This is a genomic window from Bradyrhizobium sp. USDA 4473 (genome assembly GCF_054063335.1).
This window is the reverse complement of record NZ_JBSSGE010000001.1, coordinates 1508630-1531072: the sequence shown is the minus strand read 5'-3', so window position 1 is coordinate 1531072 and position 22443 is coordinate 1508630. Positions and strand designations below refer to the sequence as shown.

Genomic DNA, 22443 nt, shown 5'->3' with positions numbered 1-22443 from the left:
CTCCCCTTTTCAAGGGGAGGTTAGGCATGAGGCGGTTGCCTTTATCCGTATCAGAAGCGCCCTACAGCATGCTCGGCAGCACGCGATCCGGCGGCTTGTGGGCGTCGAGGAAGGTTCGGATATTGATGATCACCTTCTCGCCCATCTCGACGCGGCCTTCGATGGTGGCCGAGCCCATATGCGGCAGCAGCGTCACCTTGCCGGCCCTGGCGAGCCGCACCAGCTTCGGATTGACCGCGGGCTCGTGCTCATAGACGTCGAGGCCGGCGCCGCCGACATCGCCGGCTTCGATCAGCTTGATCAGCGTGTCCTCGTCGATCACCTCGCCGCGCGCGGTGTTGACGATATAGGCCTCTTTCCGGATGAGCTTGAGCCGCCGCGCCGACAGCAGGTGATAGGTCGCCGGCGTGTGCGGGCAGTTCACCGAGATGATGTCCATCCGCGCCAGCATCTGGTCGAGGCTTTCCCAATAGGTCGCGCCGAGTTCGTCGGCGATCACGGGCGCCACCGGACGGCGATTGTGATAGTGGATCTGCAGGCCGAAGGCGCGGGCGCGACGTGCCACGGCCTGGCCGATGCGGCCCATGCCGATGATGCCGAGCCTTTTCCCGCCGATGCGATGGCCGAGCATCCAGGTCGGCGACCAGCCCGCCCAATGCTGCTTGCCTTCGGTCAGGATCGAGGCACCCTCGATCATGCGGCGCGGCACCGCCAGGATCAGCGCCATGGTCATGTCGGCGGTGTCCTCGGTCAGCACCTTCGGCGTGTTGGTCACCGTGATGCCGCGGGCATGCGCGGCCGCCACATCGATATTGTCGACGCCGTTGCCGAAATTGGCGATCATCTTCAGCTTGCAGTCGGGCTGGTTGATCACGTCCTCGCGGACCATGTCGGTCACGGTCGGCACCAGCACGTCGGCGGTCCTCGCCGCCTCCGCGATCTGTTCCGGCGTCATCGGCGTGTCGTCGAGATTCAGTCTGGCGTCGAACAGCTCGCGCATCCGGGTCTCGATCGAGTCCGGCAGCTTGCGGGTGACGACGACGAGAGGCTTTTTCTTCACCGACATGTCCTGCTTTCATGAGGCGCGCGGCTCGCCAAAAACCGAGCCGTTGAGGCCTCATTAACCCGGTTGTTCGACACTGCTGATAGCCGCGCTGTCCCGGCGTTTCCTTCGCGTTTCCTAGGGTTCCCCGATACTTGCCCCGGCTTTCGTCAGGGGGAAATTCGGGTGTTCTGGCTCTTAAGGCGTTCCGTCCTCTCTAGCAGAAGGCCGGGCCAAGACAAGAACCCCTCGGATCCGTGCGGGCAGGGAACGGCGCAGGCGCTGGAAGCCTTCGGGCATGGATTTGGGTTGCAGCTCGCCGAATGCGGGTTGGGCATCTCGGCAGGAGACGAGTTGATGGTCTGGCGTTTCGGTTCATTGGTGGCGCTGGTCGGAAGCATGCTGAGTGCGTCGGTCAGCCCCGGACATACCGCCAAGGATTTGAGGCCCACCACCAGCGGCCTGCCGATTCCCCGCTATGTCAGCCTGAAATCCGACCATGTGAACGTCAGGGCAGGCCCGACCAAGGACAACGACGTCGCCTGGGTCTACACCCGCTCGGGGCTGCCGGTCGAAATCACCGCCGAGTTCGAGAACTGGCGCCGGGTGCGCGATTCGGAAGGCGCCGAAGGCTGGGTCTATCACTCCCTGCTGTCCGGTCGCCGCACCGCCGTCGTGACGATGAAGAACAAGGACGATCTGGCCTCGCTGTACGACCGGCCCGACGCCACCAGCGCGATCGCGGCGCGCCTGCAGGCCGGCGTGGTCGCGCAGGTCAAGAAATGCGCCAACAACTGGTGCCGGGTCACCGGAAACGGCTTCGACGGCTGGATCGAGCAGCAGCGCCTCTGGGGCGTCTACGCGGACGAGAAGGTGGACTGACGCGTAGCGTCATTCCGGGGCGATGCGTTTAGCATCGAACCCGGAATCTCGAGATTCCCCGATGCGCAAGTGCGCATCTGAGGTCTAGTGCTGGCGCACCATCCCGGAATGACGACGTCTACGAAACAAAAATGGCCGGACACGAGCCCGGCCATCACAACTCAAATCGACGATAAGACGGTTCAGCGCTTCTTGCGCAGCCGCACCACCATGTCGACGCGGGAGATCTCGTAGCCATCCGGCACGTCGGGCATCTTCGACAGCACGAGGTTCGGGTCGGGAATGTCGACCAGCTCGTGGTTGTGCTCGAGGTAGAAGTGGTGATGGGTCGACACGTTGGTGTCGAAATAGGTCTTGGTGCCGTCGACGCTGACCTGGCGCAGCAGGCCGGCATCGGTCAGCTGGTTGAGCGTGTTGTAGACGGTCGCCAGCGACACCGGAACCTTGGCCAGCGTGGCTTCCTCGTACAGCATCTCAGCGGTCAGGTGGCGGGCGCCCTTGCCGAACAGCAGCCAGCCCAGCGCCATGCGCTGCCGGGTCGGCCGGAGACCGGCAGACTGCAGCATCTCGTTGACGTCGTGCCACGGGCAACCGGTCAGGGCAGGGTGGTGCCCAGCGCCCCGGGCAGCCGGGTGCACGGCATCGTCGTTCACAGCCGGTACTTCCTCGTTCATATCCACTCTATGCACCCAACTCAGGCAATATTCCTCATAAATATAAAAAGGATGCCTATCAGATGCAAGTTTTTCGCAACTAGAACGAATCCAAGCTGCGGTAGAAACCTATGGGATGACGGTCATTTATCATCGGAATGCCGCTTTGCCGCCCAGTTGGCCCTATGTTAGAGAGCGCGCGGACCACATATGCGCTTTCGGCAGAGATAACAGGCCGGTGGCGTACCCAGGTAGCGCCAAGATGCGGGACAAGATATTCCAGTTCCCGTGGGTAGATTAAGGTCCGACCAAGCAAAGCGCTTCATCGGGACATCAGAGGTGGATAGAGGATGCTGGATCGGCGCGGCGGTTATGAATACGAGGATTTGCTGGCTTGCGGGCGGGGCGAGCTGTTCGGTCCCGGCAACGCCCAGTTGCCGCTGCCGCCGATGCTCATGTTCGATCGGATCAGCGATATCTCCGAGAATGGCGGCGAGTTCGGCAAGGGGCTGGTGCGCGCCGAGCTCGAGGTGAAACCGGATCTCTGGTTCTTCGGCTGCCATTTCAAGAACGATCCGGTGATGCCGGGCTGCCTCGGCCTCGATGCCATGTGGCAAATGGTCGGCTTTTACCTCGGCTGGATCGGTGGCGAAGGTCGGGGCCGCGCGCTCGGCCTCGGCGAGCTGAAGTTCTCCGGACAGGTGCTGCCGCACGCGCGCAAGGTTGTGTACAACATCGACATCAAGCGCGTGATGCGGTCAAAGCTCGTGCTTGGAATTGCCGATGGGTGGCTTTCCATGGACGACGAGATTATTTATCGCGCCAAGGACTTGAAGGTCGGATTGTTCAAGCAGGGTACGGCGCCGTCTTGAGCGGGATCATGACGCGGCAACATAAAGGCAGGGCGAGGCGAACATGAGGCGGGTTGTCATCACGGGGATGGGCATTGTCTCATCCATCGGTAACAACACCCAGGAAGTGCTTGCGAGCCTCTACGAGGCGAAGTCGGGCATTTCGCGCGCGGAGAAGGCTGCGGAACTCGGCTTCCGTTCGCAAGTTCACGGCGCGCCGACACTCAATCCCGCCGAGGTGATCGATCGCCGCGCGATGCGCTTCCTTGCCGAAGGCGCCGCCTGGAATCACGTTGCGATGGAGCAGGCGATCCGCGATTCCGGTCTCGAGGAGAACGAGGTCTCCAACGTCCGCACCGGCATCATCATGGGATCCGGCGGACCGTCGACGCGCACGCTGGTGGAGGCCGCCGACATCGCGCGCGCCAAGGGCCCGAAGCGCGTCGGTCCGTTTGCGGTGCCGAAGGGCATGTCGTCGACCGCGTCGGCGACGCTCGCGACCTGGTTCAAGATCAAGGGCGTGAATTACTCGATCTCCTCGGCCTGCGCGACGTCGAACCACTGCATCGGCAACGCCTATGAGACGATCCAGATCGGCAAGCAGGACGTCATCTTCGCCGGCGGCTGCGAGGAGCTCGACTGGACGCTGTCGGTGCTGTTCGACGCCATGGGCGCCATGTCCTCGAAATACAACGATACGCCGGCGACGGCCTCGCGCCCCTACGACATCAGCCGCGACGGTTTCGTGATCGCCGGCGGCGCCGGCGTCGTGGTGCTGGAAGAGCTCGAGCACGCCAAGGCGCGCGGCGCGCGGATTTACGGCGAGGTCGTCGGCTATGGCGCGACCTCGGACGGATACGACATGGTGGCGCCGTCAGGCGAGGGCGCCGAGCGCTGCATGCGCATGGCGATGTCGACGGTGAACACGCCGGTCGACTACATCAATCCGCACGCCACCTCGACGCCCGCCGGCGATCCGCCGGAGATCGAGGCGATCCGCAAGGTGTTCGGCACCGGCGACAAATGCCCGCCGATCTCGGCGACCAAGGCGCTGACCGGCCATTCGCTCGGCGCCACCGGTGTGCAGGAGGCGATCTACTCGCTCTTGATGCTCAACAACGGCTTCGTCTGCGAGAGCGCGCACATCACCGAGCTTGATCCGGCATTCGCCGACATGCCGATCGTGCGCAAGCGCATCGACAACGCCAAGCTCGGCACCGTGCTGTCGAACTCGTTCGGCTTCGGCGGTACCAATGCCACGCTGGTGTTCAAGCGGCTTGATGCCTGATCCGGTTTCCATCTCCTCTCGCCCACGGCGCGGCGCCCGCGGGACGCGAGTGGGGACATTGCAACGATCCGAAATGGGGTGCGCATGATTATCGAACCGCGCGTGCGAGGCTTCATCTGCACGACGGCGCATCCGGTCGGTTGCGCCACCAACGTCCGCGAACAGATCGCCTACGTTCTCAAGCAGGGCCCGGTCGCAGACTGCCCGAAGCGCGTCGCCGTGCTGGGCTGCTCGACAGGCTATGGCCTCGCGAGCCGCATCGTCGCGACCTTCGCCGGCGGCGCCGATACGATCGGCGTGTCGCTGGAGCGCGAGCCTTCGGAAAAGAGAAGCGCCAGCGCCGGCTGGTACAACAACCGCGCCTTCGAGATCGAGGCCGAGAAGATCGGACGGTCGCCGCTCACGCTGGAGGGGGATGCCTTCTCCGACGAGCTGAAGAAAGACTTCATCGAGCGCGTGCGCGAGAAGTTCGGCCAGCTCGATCTGCTGGTCTACAGCATGGCCGCGCCGGTCCGGACCGATCCGGACACCGGCAAGACCTATCGCTCGGTGATCAAGCCGCTCGGCGCCCCGGTCGAGATCAAGACGCTCGACACCGAGACCGGCGAGGTGTTCCAGACCACGCTCGAGCCGGCGAACGAAGAGCAGACCGCGGCGACCGTCGCGGTGATGGGCGGCGACGACTGGAAGCGCTGGATCGATCAGCTCGCCGATGCCGGCGTGCTGGCGCCGGGCTTCCGCACGCTCAACTACACCTATATCGGCAGCGAGCTGACCTGGCCGATCTACTGGAACGGCACGCTCGGCCGCGCCAAGGTCGATCTGGACAGCAAGGCGGAAGCGATCCGCGGCCGCCTCGGTGCGGAAGCCGCCCGCGTCGTCGCGCTGAAGGCCGTGGTCACCCAGGCGAGTTCGGCCATTCCGGTGGTGCCGCTCTATGGCACCGTGCTGTTCAAGGTGATGAAGCAGCTCGGCCTGCATGAAGGCTGCATCGAGCAGATCGACCGCCTGTTCCGCACCCGTCTCGGCAAGGACGTCGCGCTCGATGACGCGCAGCGCATCCGGGTCGATGACTGGGAGCTCTCGCCGGAAGTGCAGACCGAAGTATCGCGGCGCTGGCCGCTGCTCACCACCGAGACGCTCGGCGAATTGGCCGATCTCGGCGAATACAAGAGCCAGTTCCTGCGCCTGTTCGGCTTCGGTATCGACGGCGTCGACTATAGCCAGGACGTCGATCCGCGCGTGGTGCCGGGTTAGGCCGTTCGGAAAACCCCTGCTTCGTAGCCCGGATGGAGCGAGGCGCAATCCGGGGACTTCTTTCGCAGAGGGATTATCCCGGATTACGCTGCGCTTCATCCGGGCTACGCGACGACAAGCTCACCCCGCCGCGATCTTCTCTGCGCGCTGGAACGCGGGCCGCGCCACGCAGCGGTCGATATAGGCATCGAACGACGGCCGCGGCGGCACTATCTTGAACACCCGCACCGCAAAGTTCAGCCCCGCGCCGATCGCGATGTCGGCGGCGGAGAACTGATCGCCGAGGATCCACGGCCCCTTCTGCAATTCGGCGTCGAGCACGTCGAATACCTGTGCCGCACTGCCCCATGATGCGGTGCTCGCCGGCACTTCGAGCTTGGTGAAGAGCTGGATCAGCGCCGGCTCGATGCAGCTCGGCGAGAAGAACAGCCATTGCAGATAGCGTGCGCGCTTCGGGTCGGTGGCGGCCGGCGCGAGCTTCGTCTCGGGATAGCGGTCGGCGATGTAGGCGCAGATCGCCGCCGCCTCGGCGAGCTCCGCCGCGCCGTCGGTCAGTGCAGGCACCTTGCCCATCGGATTGATCCTGAGAAAGTCGGGCGACTTCTGCGCGCCGGTGCTGATGTCGGTCAGCACCCGTTCGTAGGGCAGGCCGGATTCTTCCAGCAGCCAGATCGCGGAGAACGAGCGCGAGCGCGGCGACCAGTACAGCTTGATCATGGGTTAGCCTCCGACATCCGGTTTGGTTTCTTATCTTCAAGACAAGGAGCTCCGCGAAGGGTCTCGCGGAGCTTTCAAATCTAACGCAGCTGTTCGCACGCAGCGAGCCTTACCGGCTCATACCCCGAGCGTGCCGGCCTTGGCTGCGGCATAGCGCTCGGCCACCGCTTTCCAATTCACGGTGTTCCACCACGCCTTGAGGTAATCGGACCGGCGGTTCTGGTAGGTCAGATAGTAGGCATGCTCCCAGACGTCGTTGCCGAGCAACGCGCGCTTGCCGTCCATGATCGGGTTGTCCTGGTTCGGCCGTGTCTCGATCGCGAGCTTGCCGTCCTTGCTGACCGTGACGAACACCCAGCCGGAGCCGAACACGCGGCCGCCGGCGGCGTTGAAATCGGTCTGGAATTTCTCCATGCCGCCGAGGTCACGATCGATCGCGGCCAGCACTTCGCCGTCCGCCTTGCCGCCGTTCGGTCCCATGATCTGCCAGAACATCGTGTGGTTGGCGTGGCCGCCCATGTTGTTGCGCACGCCGGTGCGGATCGCCTCCGGCACGCTGCCGAGATTGGCAAGCACATCGATGACGGGCTTCTCGGCGATCTGCGGATTGTCCTTGGCGAAAGTGTTGAGGTTGGTGACATAGGCCTGATGATGCCGGTCGTGATGGATCTCCATCGTCTTGGCATCGATGTGCGGCTCCAGCGCGTTGGTCGGATAGGCCAGCGGATCGATCTTGAACGGTCCGGCCGGAGCCTGCGTCGCGGCCTGCGCGAATGCTGTGCGCGACGACGCGGCGGCCGCGGCGATGCCGGCTGTTGCAATGATCAAGTGGCGTCGGGACATCGAGGGCATCGTCATTCTCCATGCTGGTAAGCGTCCTGATGTTAGGCGCAAGTTGTGAACGGGTTCCAACAGTGTCGGTCACAATGCCGGGTCAAAACCGCGCACGCCGATCAGCGGGGATTGATTTGCGTTCGATCTCAAAAGCAAAAGGGCGGCCACTTGGGCCGCCCTTTCGTCATGATCAGTTTGCAGTCGGTTTGGCTTACTCGCCTGCGGCTTCGCGCGGCGCCGGGGCTTCGCTCTTCTGCTTGGCCTCGAGGTCCTCGCCGGTCTCCTGGTCGACCGCCTTCATCGACAGGCGGGTCTTGCCGCGGTCGTCGAAGCCGAGCAGCTTGACCTTGACCTTGTCGCCTTCCTTGACGACGTCGGAGGTCTTCTGCACGCGGTTGGCCGCGAGCTGGCTGATGTGGACGAGGCCGTCCTTGGCGCCGAAGAAGTTCACGAACGCGCCGAACTCCATCACCTTGACGACGGTGCCCTCGTAGATCTGGCCGACCTCCGGATCGGAGGCGATCGACTTGATCCACTTGATCGCAGCCTTCATCGCCTCGCCGTCATTGGAGGCCACCTTCACGGTGCCGTCGTCCTCGATGTTGACCTTGGCGCCGGTCTTCTCGACGATCTCGCGGATCACCTTGCCGCCGGTGCCGATCACTTCGCGGATCTTGTCGGTGGCGATCTTGAAGGTCTCGATGCGCGGCGCGTATTCGCCGAGCTCGGCACGGGCCGCGGTCAGGGCCTTGGACATCTCGCCGAGGATGTGGATGCGCCCTTCCTTGGCCTGGCCAAGCGCAACCTTCATGATCTCCTCGGTGATGCCCTCGATCTTGATGTCCATCTGGAGCGAGGTGATGCCCTGGTCGGTGCCGGCGACCTTGAAGTCCATGTCGCCGAGATGATCCTCGTCGCCGAGGATGTCCGACAGCACCGCGAAGCGCTGACCTTCGAGGATCAGGCCCATGGCGATGCCGGCGGTCGGCCGCTTCAGCGGCACGCCGGCGTCCATCAGCGACAGCGAGGCGCCGCAGACCGAGGCCATCGAGGACGAGCCGTTCGACTCGGTGATCTCCGAGACCACGCGGATGGTGTACGGGAACTCGTGGTGCGGCGGCAGCACCGGATGGATCGCGCGCCAGGCGAGCTTGCCATGGCCGATCTCGCGGCGCTTGGTGCCGCCGAGGCGACCGGTTTCACCGACCGAGTAGGGCGGGAAGTTGTAGTGCAGCAGGAAGGTTTCCTTGTAGGTCCCCGACAGCGCGTCGATGTACTGCTCGTCCTCGCCGGTGCCGAGCGTGGTCACCACCATCGCCTGGGTCTCACCGCGGGTGAACAGCGCCGAGCCGTGGGCGCGCGGCAGCACGCCGGCTTCGGCGATGATGTTGCGCACGGTCTTGACGTCGCGGCCGTCGATGCGCTTGCCGGTGTCGAGGATGTTCCAGCGAACGATCTTGGCTTCCAGCTCCTTGAACACGGCGGCGACGCGGAGCTTGTCGTATTTCGGCTCCTGGCCTTCCGGGAAGAAGTGCGCGAGCACCTTCTCCTTGACGGCGCCGACCGCGGCATAGCGTTCCTGCTTGACCGGGATCGCATAGGCCTTGCGCAGATCCTGCTCGGCGATGCCGAGCATCTCCTTCTCGATCTCGGAATTGTCGATCGTGGTGACCTCGCGCGGCTCCTTGGCGGCCTTCTCGGCGAGCTCGATGATCGCGTTGATCACGGGCTGGAAGTGGCGGTGGCCGAACATGACCGCGCCGAGCATCACGTCTTCGTTGAGCTCCTTGGCTTCCGATTCGACCATCAGCACGGCGTCGGCGGTGCCGGCGACGACGAGGTCGAGCTGGGTCTCGGTCATCTCGTCGAGCGTCGGGTTGAGCACGTATTCGTCATTGGCGAAGCCGACGCGCGCAGCGCCGATCGGGCCCTTGAACGGTGCGCCCGACAGCGTCAGGGCGGCGGAGGCGGCGACCAGCGAGACGATGTCCGGATCGTTCTCCATGTCGTGCGACAGCACGGTGACGATCACCTGGGTCTCGTTGCGCCAGCCGTCGACGAACAGCGGACGGATCGGGCGGTCGATCAGGCGGGAGACCAGCGTCTCCTTCTCGGTCGGACGGCCTTCGCGCTTGAAATAGCCGCCGGGAATGCGGCCCGCGGCGTAGGTCTTTTCCTGATAGTCGACCGTGAGCGGCAGGAAGTCGACGCCCTCGCGCGGCGCCTTCGCCGCGACGACGGTGGCGAGCACCACGGTCTCGCCATAGGTCGCCATCACGGCGCCGTCGGCCTGGCGGGCGATCTTGCCGGTTTCAAGTTTGAGGGGACGTCCACCCCAGTCGATCTCGACGGAATGCGAATTGAACATTTCGGTTTCTTTCATGGTTTCACGAAAGCACGGCGCCCCGAAGCACAAAGACCATGCCAAGACGGCGAGACACTGATGCGCTTGGTGCGATCAGCATCCGGCGATCCTGCCATGGTCCCTGGATTTCGGATGGCGTCCATCCTTTCGGTCATCTGGGCATCTTGCCCGGTCCAGCGGCCGGATTGCTGCTGGACGCTAGTGTGCATGGCGATCGCCATGCGGTTGCGCATGATCATCTTTCGACAATTCGAAAGCCCGAGTTCACGGACGACCATGCGAAAACGCGCGCGAACCTCGCGCGCGTGCTTCTCAAATCAACGACGGATGTTGTGCTTTTCGAGCAGCGCCTTGTACCGCGCCTCGTCCTTGCGCTTGATGTAGTCAAGCAGGGAGCGACGCGTCGACACGAGCTTCAGGAGGCCGCGGCGTGAATGGTTGTCCTTCACATGGCTCTTGAAGTGCTCGGTGAGGTTATTGATGCGTTCCGACAGGATCGCGACCTGAACCTCGGGCGAGCCGGTGTCGCCGGCTTTGGTGGCATTCGTCTTGATGACTTCCGCTTTGCGTTGCGCGGTAATCGACATCGTCAGTTACTTTCATTGTTGCGAGCCGGACCGGCAGTCAGTCCGTTCAGGTTGAACACGCGCTTGGGGATGAGTTCGCCATTGCCAATTTCGGCAAGCGCGAGAAGTCGGCCTGCCACCGTGACATAGACTGTGCCGCTCGTATTGGGCGCATCCCGTCCGCGCAACAAAACGGCCTGGCCCCTGTGGAGCCTTGCCGCATCAGCCCGTGTGACGGCCAGTGCCGGGATGTCGTCCAGCGCGGTCTCAACGGGCAAAAGCGCGTCGGCGAGGCTGCCCTCGCCAGACGCGGCTCTATTGCACAAAGCCTCCAACTGTTCCAGCGGAATCATGTCCGCTTCGGTAAACGGACCGACCAGGGTCCGCCGCAGGGCGCAGATATGGCCGAAACAGCCCAGAATCCGGCCCATATCGCGGGCCAGGGCCCGGACATAGGTTCCCTTGCCGCACTCGGCCTCGAACACGGACTGGCCGTTATCTCCATGTTCTACGAGGGTTAGTTCGTGAATTTCGACCGGACGGGGCTTCAGTTCCACGGTCTCGCCGTCGCGCGCCAGATCGTAGGCCCGCCTCACCCTGGACCTTGATCGCCGAATATTGCGGCGGGATCTGCTCGATCACCCCGGTGAAGCGCGGCAGCAGCTCGCGGATCGAAGCGGCGGTCGGCCGGTTCTCGCTGGTCCGGACCGGCCGGCCCTCGGTGTCGTCGGTGTCGCGCTCCTCGCCCCAGGCCACTGTGAAGCGATAGCGCTTGCGGCCGTCCATCACGAACGGCACGGTCTTGGTGGCTTCGCCGAGTGCGATCGGCAGACCGCCGGAGGCGAGCGGATCGAGGGTGCCGGCATGGCCGGCGCGCTTGGCCTGGAACAGGCGCTTGAGCACGGCGACCGCCTGGGTCGAGGTCATCCCGATCGGCTTGTCGAGCACCACCCAGCCATGGACGTCGCGCTTGTCGCGGCGCGGCTGCTGGTTCTGCTTGCCCTGCTTCTGGCGCGGGTCGTTGTTGGTGCGGCGCGCATCGTCGCTGCGCTGTCCGGCAAAGGCATCCCGCTCAGCGTCGCGCGCGGCGGCATCCTTCGCGTCGATAACGCTGTTGGTCGTCATCACAGTCATTCCTCGTCGTCCGAATCGGGTGCAAGGTCTCGCTGCACCGCAGGTGTCCGCAATAATTTCTCGATGCGCTCCGCCTCGTCGAACCGCTCGTCGACGCGGAAGCGAATGTCGGGTGCAAATTTCAGGCTGACGCGATGCGCGATCTCGCCGCGAAGGAACTTCTTGTTGCGCTCGAGCGCCGCGATCACCGTGTCGGTGTCGCGGCCGCCGAGCGGCATCACATAGATCGTCGCGAGCTTCAGGTCCGGCGACATACGCACCTCGGGAACGGTGATGATGTGGCCTTCGAGATCGGGATCGTGGACCTCACCCTGCGACAGAATCCCGGCAACCGCATGGCGAACCGTTTCGCCGACACGCAGCTGACGTTGTGAGCCGCCGGGGCCGGAACTCTTCTTTTGACGGGGCATGACCTTTTTCCAAAACCGTCGCGCCCGCAGGCCGTGGCCGCGGGCATCAATGTCCTGACTTTGCTTTCAATCGGGCAATGCGCGGGTGGCCAGACCAAAGTCCGGCCACGCCGTCGCATCTTCAGCTAAATGGACCCAACGCTTAGTAAGATCTGCGCTTCGTAAGATTTGGACTTACAGAGAGCGCTGGATCGTTTCGATGCGGTAACACTCGATCACGTCGCCGACACGCATGTCGCCGTAGTTCTCGAATGCCATGCCACACTCCTGGCCGGCGACCACTTCCTTCACTTCATCCTTGAAGCGCTTCAGCGTCGACAGCTTGCCTTCGTGCACCACGACGTTGTCGCGGATCAGGCGAACGTTGGCGCCGCGTTCCACGGTGCCGTCGGTGACGCGACAACCCGCGACCTTGCCGACCTTGGAAATGTTGAACACTTCCAGGATCTGCGCGTTGCCCAGCATGGTTTCGCGCAGCGTCGGCGCGAGCAGGCCGGACATCGCCTTTTTGATGTCATCCACCAGATCGTAGATGATGTTGTAATAGCGGATCTCGATGCCGTTGCGCTTCGCCGCGGCGGCCGCTTCCTTGTTGGCGCGGACCGAGAAGCCGATGATCGCGGCGTTGAAGCCTTCCGCCAGCGTGACGTCGGACTCCGAGATGCCGCCGACGCCGGCATGCAGGATGCGGGCGGCGACTTCGTCAGTGCCGAGCTTCTCCAGCGAGCCCAGGATCGCTTCCAGCGAGCCCTGCACGTCGGCCTTGACGATCAGCGGGAACTCCTTGCGGCCCGCGGTCTTCAGCTGCGACATCATCTGCTCGAGCGAGCCGCGCATGCCGGAGATCGAGGCGGCGGCGTTCTCGCGCTTCTGGTGCGCGCGGTAGCTTGTGACCTGGCGGGCGCGGGCTTCGTTCTCGACCACGGCGAGGCGGTCACCGGCTTCCGGCGGGCCGTTGAAGCCGAGCACCTCGACCGGCACGGACGGGCCGGCCTCTTCGAGATTCTCGCCCTGGTCGGAGATCAGCGCGCGGACGCGGCCCATCTCGGCGCCGGCCACGATGATGTCGCCGATCCGCAGCGTGCCGCGCTGCACCAGCACGGTTGCGACCGGGCCGCGGCCGCGATCGAGCTTGGCTTCGATCACGGTGCCTTCCGCCGGACGCTGCGAATTGGTCTTCAGGTCGAGGATTTCGGCCTGCAGCGCGATCATCTCGAGCAGGCGATCGAGATTGGTCTTGTTCTTGGCCGAGACCTCGACGTCGACGACGTCGCCGCCGAGCGATTCGACTTGCACCTCGTGCTGCAGCAGTTCGGTGCGCACGCGTTCGGGCCGCGCATCCGGCTTGTCGATCTTGTTGATCGCCACGATCATCGGCACCTTGGCCGCCTTGGCGTGGTTGATCGCCTCGATCGTCTGCGGCATGACGCCGTCATCGGCCGCGACCACCAGCACGACGATGTCGGTGACCTTGGCGCCGCGGGCGCGCATCGCGGTGAACGCGGCGTGGCCGGGCGTGTCGATGAAGGTGATCTTGGTGCCACTTTCGGGCGACAGCACCTGATAGGCGCCGATGTGCTGGGTGATGCCGCCGGCTTCGCCGGACACCACGTTGGCGTGGCGCAGCGCGTCGAGCAGCGAGGTCTTGCCGTGGTCGACGTGACCCATGACGGTGACCACGGGCGAACGCGGCTCGGTGTCGGTGGAATCGTCGACGACGTCGAACAGGCCTTCTTCGACGTCGGACGCGGCGACGCGCTTGACGCTGTGGCCGAGCTCTTCGGCGATCAACTGCGCGGTGTCGGCGTCGATCACGTCGGTGATCTTGTGCATCGCGCCCTGCTTCATCAGCATGCGGATGACGTCGACCGCGCGCTCCGACATGCGGTTCGCGAGTTCCTGGATCGTGATCGCTTCAGGGATGATGACTTCGCGAACCAGCTTTTCCTTCTGCTCGTTCGACGCATGGCCCTTCAGCCGCTGGGTGCGGCGGCGGAACGAGGCGATCGAACGCTCGCGCACGTCGTCGACGTTGAGCGCGGTGGTCACGGTCAGGCGGCCGCGCTGCTTCTGCGGGCCGGGCTTGTGGGTGGTCTTCGGCGCTGCGGCCGGGCGCACGACGCCGCCGGGGCGGCGTACCAGGCGCGGACCTTCATCCTCGTCGGCCTCGGCGGCAACGGCCGGCGGCCGACCCAGGGCGGGCGTGCGCGCAGCAGGCGTTGTGGTCGTCGCCGGCCGCGCTGCGCCGGGCGCACGGGCGGCCGGAGCGGAGCCAGGCGCGGCTGCGGCCGGCCTGGCCGGTGCAGCAGCGGCGGGCGCAGCGCCAGGCTTGGCCTCGCCTTCGCCGAAGCGGCGCTTGGCCTCGACCTCAGCCTTGCGCTTGGCTTCTTCCTCGTGGCGGTGACGTTCCTCTTCCGCCTTGCGGCGGGCCTCGGCGGCCTCGCGCTCTGCCTTTTCGGCAGCCTCGCGGACGGCACGGCGCTTGGCTTCCTCTTCGGCCTGGCGGCGCTCCTCGATGTCACGCTGCCGCGCATCGGCCAGCGCGCTGGCGCGCGCGGAACGCTCGTCTTCGGTCAAGGTCGGCAGCACCACGCCGGAGCGGGTGTTGCGTTGCTGCTGGCCGGGCGGCGGACCTGAGGGACGGCCGAGCGGCGGCTTCGGCGCAGGTGCCGCGGGCTTTGCAACCACGGGTTCCGGCGCATGCGCCTCACCGGGGCCATCGCCCCCGATGCGGCGCTTGCCGCGCTTCTCGACCACGACCTGCTTGGTCCGGCCGTGGCTGAAGCTCTGGCGCACGGTGCCCGTCTCGACGCGCGGCTTCAGCGACAACGTCTTGCTCGGGACACTCAGAGTCTTGTCGCCAGGGGTCTTGGTATCAACCATTCAGCAGTCCTAATCTCGTTTCGCTGTGCGTTTGCCGCACAAATCCTTCAATGCGTCGTTCTTCTGCTGAGCATGATCCGGTCGGAAAGACGGCGTCCGCCTTCCTGGATCAGGCTCTGGAATTTCTGGCCGCTTCGGCGGTCTTGTCGTCGTCGGCCATCCGGTATCGGACCAGCATCTGGCAGCGCGACAGGAACGTCTTGCTCGCCGGGCCCGCGAGCAGCGCAGCATGTATCACATTTGACCGCCCAAGTGCCAAATCCAATTCGTCCGACGTCAAAACATTGACGACGGCGATTACCGCCGATTCACCACGTTTTCCGCCCCTTTGCCTGAGGATCGCGTCCAATTTGCGGATTCCGTCCGCGGCGCCGTCCGAAGCGTGGATCAGGGCTGCAGTTTCGTTCCGGTTGAGTGCGTCCTCGACCTTGCCGAAGCCCGCAACGACCTGACCGGCCTTGGCGGCCATCGCCAGGGCCTCGGTGACGCTGCGCACCAGGAGGGTCTCGGTGTCGGCGGGAAGGGTCGGCGCGACGCGGACATCGCGCTTGAATCCCTTGCTAAATTGGTGACGGCGGACCGCTTCCGCAACGCTGCGCCGCGACGCGGAAAGCCATAATCCGCGGCCGGGCAGCTTGCGCTTGAGGTCGGGGATCACCTCGCCCGTGGGCGAGACGACGAACCGGATCAGCTCGTCGAGCGGGCGCACCTCGCGGCTGACCGCGCACATCCGCGTGGTCGTGGACTTCGGTGTCCGCGGCCCATCGTCGAGATCGGGGTCAGCCTGAGCGAGCATCCGTAGGCCATCTCCTTACGAGGCCGCTGTTTCAGCTTCGGCGGCGTCGACCTCTTCGGCCGGCTTGGCGAGGTCGGCCTCGGTGATCCAGCCGGCCTTCAGGCGGGCCTGCATGATCATCGCTTCGGCCTCGTCGCGCGAGATCTCGATGCCGTCGAGGAACCCGGCATGCTTGGTCGGCTCGCCGCCTTCCTTGCGCTCGGTCCAGCCGACCAGATCGTCGGTGGCGCAGCCGGCGAGGTCTTCGACGGTCTTCACGTCGTTCTCGCCGAGCTTGACCAGCATCTTGCCGGTGATGCCGGGCACGTCCTTCATGGCGTCCTCGACGCCGAGTTCCTTGCGCTTGGCTTCCAGTTCGGCCTCGAGCTGTTCCAGGTACTCGCGGGCGCGGGTTTGCAGCTCGTTGGCGGTCTCCTCGTCGAAACCCTCGATGCCGGCGAGTTCCTTGACGTCGACCAGCGCGAGTTCCTCGACCGAGGTGAAGCCTTCGGAGGCGAGCAGCTGGCCGACCACTTCGTCGACATTAAGCGCTTCCATGAACACGCGGGTCGAGTTCTCGAAGTCGGCCTGGCGGCGCTCCGATTCCTCCTGCTCGGTCAGGATGTCGATGTCCCAGCCGGTCAGCTGCGAAGCAAGGCGGACATTCTGCCCGCGGCGGCCGATCGCCAGCGACAGCTGGTTGTTGGTGTCGGGAACCACGACCTCGATGCGCTCGCGCTCTTCGTCGATCACGACCTTGGCGACTTCGGCCGGCGCCAGCGCGTTGACGACGAAGGTCGCGATGTCGGGCGACCACGGAATGATGTCGATCTTCTCGCCCTGCAGCTCGTTGACCACGGCCTGCACGCGCGAGCCGCGCATGCCGACGCAGGCGCCGACCGGATCGACCGAGGAATCGCGCGAGATCACGCCGATCTTGGCGCGCGAGCCGGGATCGCGGGCGACCGCCTTGATCTCGACGATGCCGTCGTAGATTTCAGGCACTTCCTGCGCGAACAGCTTCGCCATGAACTGCGGATGGGTGCGCGACAGGAAGATCTGCGGACCGCGGGTCTCGCGGCGGACGTCGAAGATATAGGCGCGGACGCGGTCGCCGTTGCGGAACACTTCGCGCGGCAGCATCTCGTCGCGGCGCACGATCGCCTCGCCGCGGCCGAGATCGACGATCACGCTGCCATATTCGACGCGCTTGACGATGCCGTTGACGATGTCGCCGATGCGGTCCTTGAATTCCTGGTACTGCCGGTCGCGCTCGGCCTCGCGCACCTTCTGCACGATCACCTGCTTGGCGGACTGCGCGGCGATGCGGCCGTATTCCAGCGGCGGCAGCGTGTCGGCGATGGTGTCGCCGACCTGGGCGCCGGGATTGGCGCGCTGCGCATCGTGCAGTGAAATCTGGTTCGACGAGTTCTCGACGACATCGACCACCAGCATGTGGCGGGTCAGCCGCAGCTCGCCCTTCTTGGCGTCGATCTCGGCATGGACGTCGGTCTCGCTGCCGTAGCGGGCACGCGCCGCCTTGGCGATGGCGTCTTCCATCGCCGCGATCACGATGGAGCGGTCGATCGACTTTTCGCGCGCAACTGCGTCTGCGATCTGCAGCAGTTCGAGTTTGTTGGCGCTGACTGCCATGGCTTAGTCTCCTTCGAATGGATCGATCTCGCCACGGCGCGCGCGCTCGGCGGCCAGGCGGTGCTTTTTGGTGTTGGTCGGTGCCGGCTTCTTGCCGGGCTTGTGATCGGACTTGTGATCGGACCTGGGTTTCGGCTTTTGGCTCTTCGCAGGATCGCTGTTCCTGGCGTGGGCCGGTTGCGGCGGCGCCAGCCCGAGCTCGCGGCGCAGCTCGCGCTCTGCGGCCTTGCCGCGGCGCATCGATTCCGCGATCAGCTCGTCGGTCAGCACCAGCCGCGCGTCCGAGATGTCTTCCATCACCAGCAAGACCTCGGCGTCCTCGGTGGGACGCGGATCGTCACGCCTGATACGCACTGCGTTGTCTTCGACGCCGGCGAGCAGGCCACGGAACCGCTTGCGGCCCTGATGCGGCACCGCCATCTCGATCTTCACGAGATGGCCGGTGTAGCGCTCGAAGTCGGAGCGGCGCACCAGCGGGCGGTCGATGCCGGGCGACGAGATTTCCAGCCGGTAGGCGCGCTCGATCGGATCGGCGACGTCGAGCACCGGCGACAGCGCGCGCGAGATCGCCTCGCAATCCTCGAGCTGCATCGAGCCGTCCGGCCGTTCCGCCATGATCTGCACGGTGCAGCCGGCGTCGCCCGAGACCTTGATGCGCACCAGGCGATAGCCCATGCCCTGCAACACCGGGACGGCGACCGCAGCGACGCGCGCCGCGACCCCGGGCTCGACGACGCAGGCGCGGCTCGGCGAGCAGTTCGGTGTCCACGGGAGTGGCGGTCGGATCGGTCATATCCAGTGTCAAAGGCTGTCTAGGTTTAAAGGCTGCTGAGGTCTGTTGTGTTGTTCAGGTGGCCTTAAGGGGCCGCTAACGCTACCCAAACCGGACCCGGCCTCGCTGGGTCCCGTCAGGTAATAAAAAAGAGCGGGTCCCGGGGGGCCCACTCTCCTACGCGATCGTATGAGATACCATAAGTTGCGCCAGATATAGCTCTTTTGCCGGGCTCCGGCAAGGCCTCCCGGCTCCGCGGAACGCGATTTTGCGGCTTCCCGGGGCTCGATTCGATCTAACCCTCCGTTTACGAACGGGGTCATAGATTGCCGAAAATCGGCAGAAGTCGCCGGTTGGACAAGGCCCATGACGACAGCCCCTGCGCTGATCCCGGAACTCGACGACATCGTCCGTCGCGGCGACCCCAAGCGCCGTGCCGATGCCGCGCGGCGGCTCGGCGAGCTGTTCCTGCAGGGCGCCCAAAGCTTCCGTCCCGATCATATCGACCTGTTCGATGGGGTGCTGACCAGCCTGGTGCCGCATGCCGAGCTTGCGGCGCGGATCGATCTTGCCGAACGGCTCGCACCGCTCGCCAATGCGCCGCGGCGTCTGGTCGGGCAACTCGCCCGCGAGGACGAGGTCGCAGTCGCAGGGCCGGTGCTGCGCCGCTCGCCGGTGATCGACGACAAGGTGCTGGTCGAGATCGCCAATGCCAAGGGTCAGGGCCATCTGCTTGCGATGGCCGAGCGGTCGAAGCTTTCGAGCGCGCTGACCGACGTGCTGGTCCGTCGCGGCGACCGCGATGTGATCCGATGCGCGGCAGGCAATGCCGGCGCTGCGTTCTCCGACGTCTCCTTTGCGACCATGGTGCGCCGCGCCAGCCAGGACGGCGTGCTGACCCTGCGGATCGGCCGCCGTGACGACCTGCCGCCCGAGCATCTGAAAGGCCTGCTGGCCGGCTCGATCGACGTGATCCGCCGCCGCCTGCATATCGTCGCCAAGCCGGAACGACAGGCCGAAATCAAGCTGGCGCTGAGCGAGATCGAGGGCGGCGTCGCGCAGGTCGAGGGCCGCGATTTCGCGGCTGCGCAGCGCACGATCCTGGCGCTGCATCGCGCCGGCGCATTGAACGAGGCGGCGGTGGCAGGCTTCGCGAAGGCCTTCAAATACGAGGAATGCGTCGCGGCCATCGCCGCGATGACCAGTGTGAAGATCGTCACGCTCGATCGCCTGATCTCCGGCGACCGCTACGATCCGATCCTGATCGCCAGCAAGACGATCGGCTTCGAATGGCCGACCGTGCGTGCCCTGATCCTGATGCGGCTCGGGCCGAACCGCGTGCCGTCGCCGGCCGATATCGAAGGCGCGCGGGTGAATTTCACGCGCCTGATGCCATCAACCGCGCAGCGCGTCGTGGAGTTCTGGAAGTCGCGGTAGTTCAATCGCCAGCATTTAAACCCGTCATCCTGAGGAGCACCGCAGGCGCGTCTCGAAGGAAGCACGGCCGTGCTGTTGCAGCGGGGCCGTCGTGCTTCGAGACGGCCGCTTTGCGGCCTCCTCAGCATGACGGATCACAATTCACGGATTGTGCGGCTACAGCGTGAGCGCGGCTCGCGTAGCGAGAGTCCGGAATCCATTTATCCTCGAACAATGTGGCCCAATGGATTCCGCCCTCGTGCTTCGCACGCCCGGGAATGACGGCATCAAGGCAAGCGCTTGAATCTCAAATACGCCGCCTTGCGTCCTTCGCGCTCGGCCTTGGCGCCGTAGCGCGTCATGGTGTAGTGCGGCCACGGCTCAAGCCAGTCGATCGCGCGCTCGGCGAGCCAGGTGAAGTCGGGCGCGCGCATCAGATGCGCGAGCGTCCAGGCGCAGTAATCGTCGATGTCGCTGACGAAGCGGAATTCGCCGCCCGGCGGCAGCAATCGTGTCATCGCAGCGACCGTCGCATCCTGTACGAAGCGCCGCTTCCAGTGCCGCCGCTTCGGCCACGGGTCGGGATGGATCAGGTCGATGCGCGCAAGCGAACGTGCTGGCGCCCAGGCCAAGAGCTCGGCCGCGTCACCCGCGAACAGGCGGATGTTGCCGAGATTGTGCGCCTCGATCTGGGTCAGGATCTTCGCCATCCCGTTGACATAGGGCTCGCAGCCGATGAAGCCGGTCGCCGGAAATGCCTGTGCCTCCGCGATCAAATGCTCGCCGCCGCCGAAGCCGATCTCGAGCCGGACAGCATCGATGCCGTCATCGAATAATTCGGTCAGCGTCTCCGGCGCCGGCATCGAGATGTCGACCGACAGATGCGGCAGCAGCGTGTCGATCAGGTCGGCCTGGTGCGGGCGCAGCTTGTGGCCCTTGCGCCGCCCGAAGAACGAGCCGCGCGAATGAGCCGCCGCGCCGTCATCAGGGGACTCGCGATCGTCGGTGTCGTTCGGAGCCGGGGTCATCGCAGCGTCTGATAGAGTCGGTGCAGCAGCCGCGCGCGCGGCGCGATCGACGAGACGTAGAGCTGCTCATAATGGGTGTGCGCACCTTTGCCGTCGACCCCGAGGCCGTCGAGAGTCGCGGTGTGCGGCGCGGTGAAATTGCCGTCGGAACCGCCGCCGGTGAAGACGTCGATCAGCTCGAAGCCGAGTTCGGCGGCAAGCCCCTTGGCGTGTTCGTAAAGTGCGGCGCCGGCATTGCTTTTCTCATAGGGCGGACGGTTCAGTTCGCCCGTCACTTTCACGGTGACGCCCTCGGTGCGTGAGGTGATCCCGAGGATCTTCGGCACCAGCTCGTCGGCGTCGGCCATGGTCGGCACGCGCAGATCGACTTCCGCATAGGCCTCTTCGGCGATCACATTCGGCTTGGTGCCGCCGCGGACCACGCCGACATTGACGGTGATGCCGCGCTTGAGGTCGTTCATCGCCTCCAGCGCCAAGATCACATGGCCGAGTTCCCGTATCGCGCTGCGGCCGTCTTCGGGGCGCGTGCCGGCATGTGCCGGCGCGCCCTTGATGTTGACGTCGAAGCGCGCCACGCCCTTGCGCCCGGTGACGATCTTGCCGCCGTCGCGCGCGGGCTCGGTCACCAGCACGTATTTGGCCTTGTGGCCCTCGGCTTCGATCAGCGCCCGCGAGGTCGGGCTGCCGATCTCCTCGTCCGAGACGTAGAGCTGGGTGATGCCGAGCGGCGGGCGCGCATCTTCGGCGCAGATCTGCCGGAACGCATGATAGGCGAGGTAGGCGCCGCCCTTCATGTCGTAGATGCCCGGACCGAACGCGCTGTCGCCTTCGATCTTGAATGGTAACCGTTCGATGAATCCCATCGGATGGACTGTGTCGAGATGGCTCAACACCAGAATGCCCGGCGTGTCCTGCCCCCAGGATGAGCGCGCGACCAGATGATCGCCGCAGCCGTCGCGTCCGGCAACGCGCTCGACCGTGGCCGGCAGCTCGCGATATCCAGCTGCGACGAGATCGGCCAGTTTGTTGACCTGATCCGGCCGCTCGGTCGGAGACTCGATCTCGACCCAGCGGCGGATGCCGTCGAGGATGTCGGCGGTTTCAAACGGATTGCTGGACATGCTGTTGTCGTCGCCTGTGAATTTGGCCTGTGAATTCGCTTTGTCATTCAGCGCACGCGCCGAAACCGGATCCGGAAACGCGTTAAAGCGGCTTTCCGAAAAGATCATGCTCAAACAAGGAGCTAAGCGCGAAGAAGCCCTAATCTGCCTGATCGCAAATTAGCCCGCGCTGGAATGACATATTCCAGATTTGACGATCGCTCAAACGGATATGGGGCTGAATCAGATCTGTTCGGAGGCCTCGCGTGCCGCGATCTGTTCGACCAGTTCGACGATGCTGCGGCGGAGCTTGGCGTCCGCGATCCGCGTGAAGGCGCGAGTCAGGGCCAGGCCTTCGGCGGTCGCCAGAAAATCCGAGACGTAGGTCGGCGAGGAGCCCTCGCCGAAGCCGTCGGCGGTCTTGACGCCGCTCGGGCCGCCGTCGAACAGGAAGGAGACCGGCACTTGCAGGATCTCGGAGATCTGCTGCAGCCGGCTGGCGCCGACACGGTTGGTCCCCTTCTCGTATTTCTGCACCTGCTGGAACGTCAGGCCTAACGCCTCGCCCAGTTTTTCCTGGCTCATGCCGAGCATGATGCGTCGCATGCGGACGCGGCTGCCGACATATTTGTCAACAGGATTGGGCGCTTTGGTGGACATCTCCAACTCTCCTAGGGGATTGCGCGCCCGTGGATGAGGCAAGTTGGAAGGGGAGTATGCCTCAGGCGCCGGTGCCGTCAAATCCTGCAGGGAGGATCGGGACAAAATGCGGACAATTTGCGCAAAGGGGCTGACTTGGCTTGTGATTTCGCGTGGA

19 protein-coding genes and 2 pseudogenes are annotated in these 22443 nt (G+C 64.9%); 6 read left to right on the top strand and 15 right to left on the bottom strand.

Translation table 11 applies throughout. The annotated features are described in order from the left end of the window. Positions 1–61 precede the first annotated feature (61 nt). Positions 62–1066: a 2-hydroxyacid dehydrogenase gene (locus ACVW17_RS07140; protein ID WP_456751181.1), complete on the bottom strand. Its 1005-nt coding sequence runs from the start codon at positions 1064–1066 to the stop codon at positions 62–64. A gap of 333 nt (positions 1067–1399) precedes the next feature. On the opposite strand from ACVW17_RS07140, the gene ACVW17_RS07135 reads away from it, so the two are divergent. Further along, positions 1400–1924 carry an SH3 domain-containing protein gene (locus ACVW17_RS07135; RefSeq protein WP_456796983.1) on the top strand — a complete coding sequence of 175 codons (525 nt, stop codon included), beginning with the start codon at positions 1400–1402 and terminating at the stop codon, positions 1922–1924. A gap of 182 nt (positions 1925–2106) precedes the next feature. Here ACVW17_RS07135 and irrA read toward each other — a convergent pair whose 3' ends face one another. Next, positions 2107–2598: an iron response transcriptional regulator IrrA gene (gene irrA / locus ACVW17_RS07130; protein ID WP_050425403.1), complete on the bottom strand. Its 492-nt coding sequence runs from the start codon at positions 2596–2598 to the stop codon at positions 2107–2109. Positions 2599–2927: 329 nt separating this feature from the next. Here irrA and fabA point away from each other — a divergent pair, with 329 nt between their 5' ends. The 3 genes from fabA (at position 2928) to fabV (ending at position 5973) form a co-directional block, all read left to right on the top strand. Beyond that, entirely contained in the window at positions 2928–3449 is a 522-nt protein-coding gene (gene fabA, locus ACVW17_RS07125; protein WP_021082637.1) for a 3-hydroxyacyl-[acyl-carrier-protein] dehydratase FabA, read from the top strand. A gap of 43 nt (positions 3450–3492) precedes the next feature. Further along, a complete protein-coding gene (fabB, locus tag ACVW17_RS07120) occupies positions 3493–4716 on the top strand; it encodes a beta-ketoacyl-ACP synthase I (RefSeq protein WP_456751179.1) in 1224 nt (407 codons plus the stop codon). An 84-nt stretch (positions 4717–4800) separates the two neighbouring features. Next, complete coding sequence (gene fabV, locus ACVW17_RS07115) at positions 4801–5973, top strand: enoyl-ACP reductase FabV (protein ID WP_456751178.1); 1173 nt, start codon at positions 4801–4803, stop codon at positions 5971–5973. Positions 5974–6093: 120 nt separating this feature from the next. Here fabV and ACVW17_RS07110 read toward each other — a convergent pair whose 3' ends face one another. The 10 genes and pseudogenes from ACVW17_RS07110 to rimP form a co-directional block, all read right to left on the bottom strand. Further along, complete coding sequence (locus ACVW17_RS07110; RefSeq protein ID WP_456751177.1) at positions 6094–6690, bottom strand: glutathione S-transferase family protein; 597 nt, start codon at positions 6688–6690, stop codon at positions 6094–6096. 117 nt (positions 6691–6807) lie between these two features. Beyond that, complete coding sequence (locus tag ACVW17_RS07105; protein ID WP_456751176.1) at positions 6808–7542, bottom strand: superoxide dismutase; 735 nt, start codon at positions 7540–7542, stop codon at positions 6808–6810. Between the two features lie 193 nt (positions 7543–7735). After that, entirely contained in the window at positions 7736–9892 is a 2157-nt protein-coding gene (pnp, locus tag ACVW17_RS07100; RefSeq protein WP_456756358.1) for a polyribonucleotide nucleotidyltransferase, read from the bottom strand. Between the two features lie 314 nt (positions 9893–10206). Then, on the bottom strand, positions 10207–10476 hold the full coding sequence (gene rpsO, locus ACVW17_RS07095) for a 30S ribosomal protein S15 (protein WP_066504937.1): 270 nt from the start codon (positions 10474–10476) through the stop codon (positions 10207–10209). Positions 10477–10478: 2 nt separating this feature from the next. Then, positions 10479–11589, bottom strand: a pseudogene (gene truB / locus ACVW17_RS07090) (tRNA pseudouridine(55) synthase TruB). Then, entirely contained in the window at positions 11586–11999 is a 414-nt protein-coding gene (gene rbfA / locus ACVW17_RS07085) for a 30S ribosome-binding factor RbfA (protein ID WP_456796982.1), read from the bottom strand. Before rbfA ends, truB begins: the two are co-directional and overlap by 4 nt. Positions 12000–12173: 174 nt before the next feature. Beyond that, a complete protein-coding gene (infB, locus tag ACVW17_RS07080; protein WP_456751173.1) occupies positions 12174–14882 on the bottom strand; it encodes a translation initiation factor IF-2 in 2709 nt (902 codons plus the stop codon). A 109-nt stretch (positions 14883–14991) separates the two neighbouring features. Next, positions 14992–15678 carry an RNA-binding protein gene (locus tag ACVW17_RS07075; RefSeq protein ID WP_456751172.1) on the bottom strand — a complete coding sequence of 229 codons (687 nt, stop codon included), beginning with the start codon at positions 15676–15678 and terminating at the stop codon, positions 14992–14994. Positions 15679–15693: 15 nt separating this feature from the next. Continuing rightward, entirely contained in the window at positions 15694–17310 is a 1617-nt protein-coding gene (nusA, locus tag ACVW17_RS07070) for a transcription termination factor NusA (RefSeq protein ID WP_456751171.1), read from the bottom strand. Positions 17311–17313: 3 nt separating this feature from the next. Continuing rightward, a pseudogene (gene rimP, locus ACVW17_RS07065) lies at positions 17314–18103 on the bottom strand (ribosome maturation factor RimP). Between the two features lie 345 nt (positions 18104–18448). Between rimP and ACVW17_RS07060 the strand changes: the two are divergent. Then, entirely contained in the window at positions 18449–19519 is a 1071-nt protein-coding gene (locus tag ACVW17_RS07060) for a DUF2336 domain-containing protein (RefSeq protein WP_456751169.1), read from the top strand. A 266-nt stretch (positions 19520–19785) separates the two neighbouring features. Here ACVW17_RS07060 and trmB read toward each other — a convergent pair whose 3' ends face one another. Together trmB and ACVW17_RS07050 are read right to left on the bottom strand one after the other, a co-directional pair. Further along, positions 19786–20526, bottom strand: a complete 741-nt coding sequence (gene trmB / locus ACVW17_RS07055; protein ID WP_456751168.1) for a tRNA (guanosine(46)-N7)-methyltransferase TrmB — start codon at positions 20524–20526, stop codon at positions 19786–19788. Next, the gene (locus ACVW17_RS07050) at positions 20523–21647 is read right to left on the bottom strand and encodes a M20 family metallopeptidase (protein WP_456751167.1); all 1125 of its coding nucleotides are present in this window, start codon (positions 21645–21647) and stop codon (positions 20523–20525) included. Before ACVW17_RS07050 ends, trmB begins: the two co-directional genes overlap by 4 nt. Between ACVW17_RS07050 and ACVW17_RS07045 the strand changes: the two genes are divergently transcribed. Then, entirely contained in the window at positions 21646–21810 is a 165-nt protein-coding gene (locus tag ACVW17_RS07045; RefSeq protein ID WP_456751166.1) for a hypothetical protein, read from the top strand. The two genes, ACVW17_RS07050 and ACVW17_RS07045, sit on opposite strands and share 2 nt — an antisense overlap. Positions 21811–21869: 59 nt before the next feature. Here ACVW17_RS07045 and ACVW17_RS07040 read toward each other — a convergent pair whose 3' ends face one another. Further along, the gene (locus tag ACVW17_RS07040) at positions 21870–22286 is read right to left on the bottom strand and encodes a helix-turn-helix domain-containing protein (protein WP_456751165.1); all 417 of its coding nucleotides are present in this window, start codon (positions 22284–22286) and stop codon (positions 21870–21872) included. Positions 22287–22443: the final 157 nt, after the last annotated feature.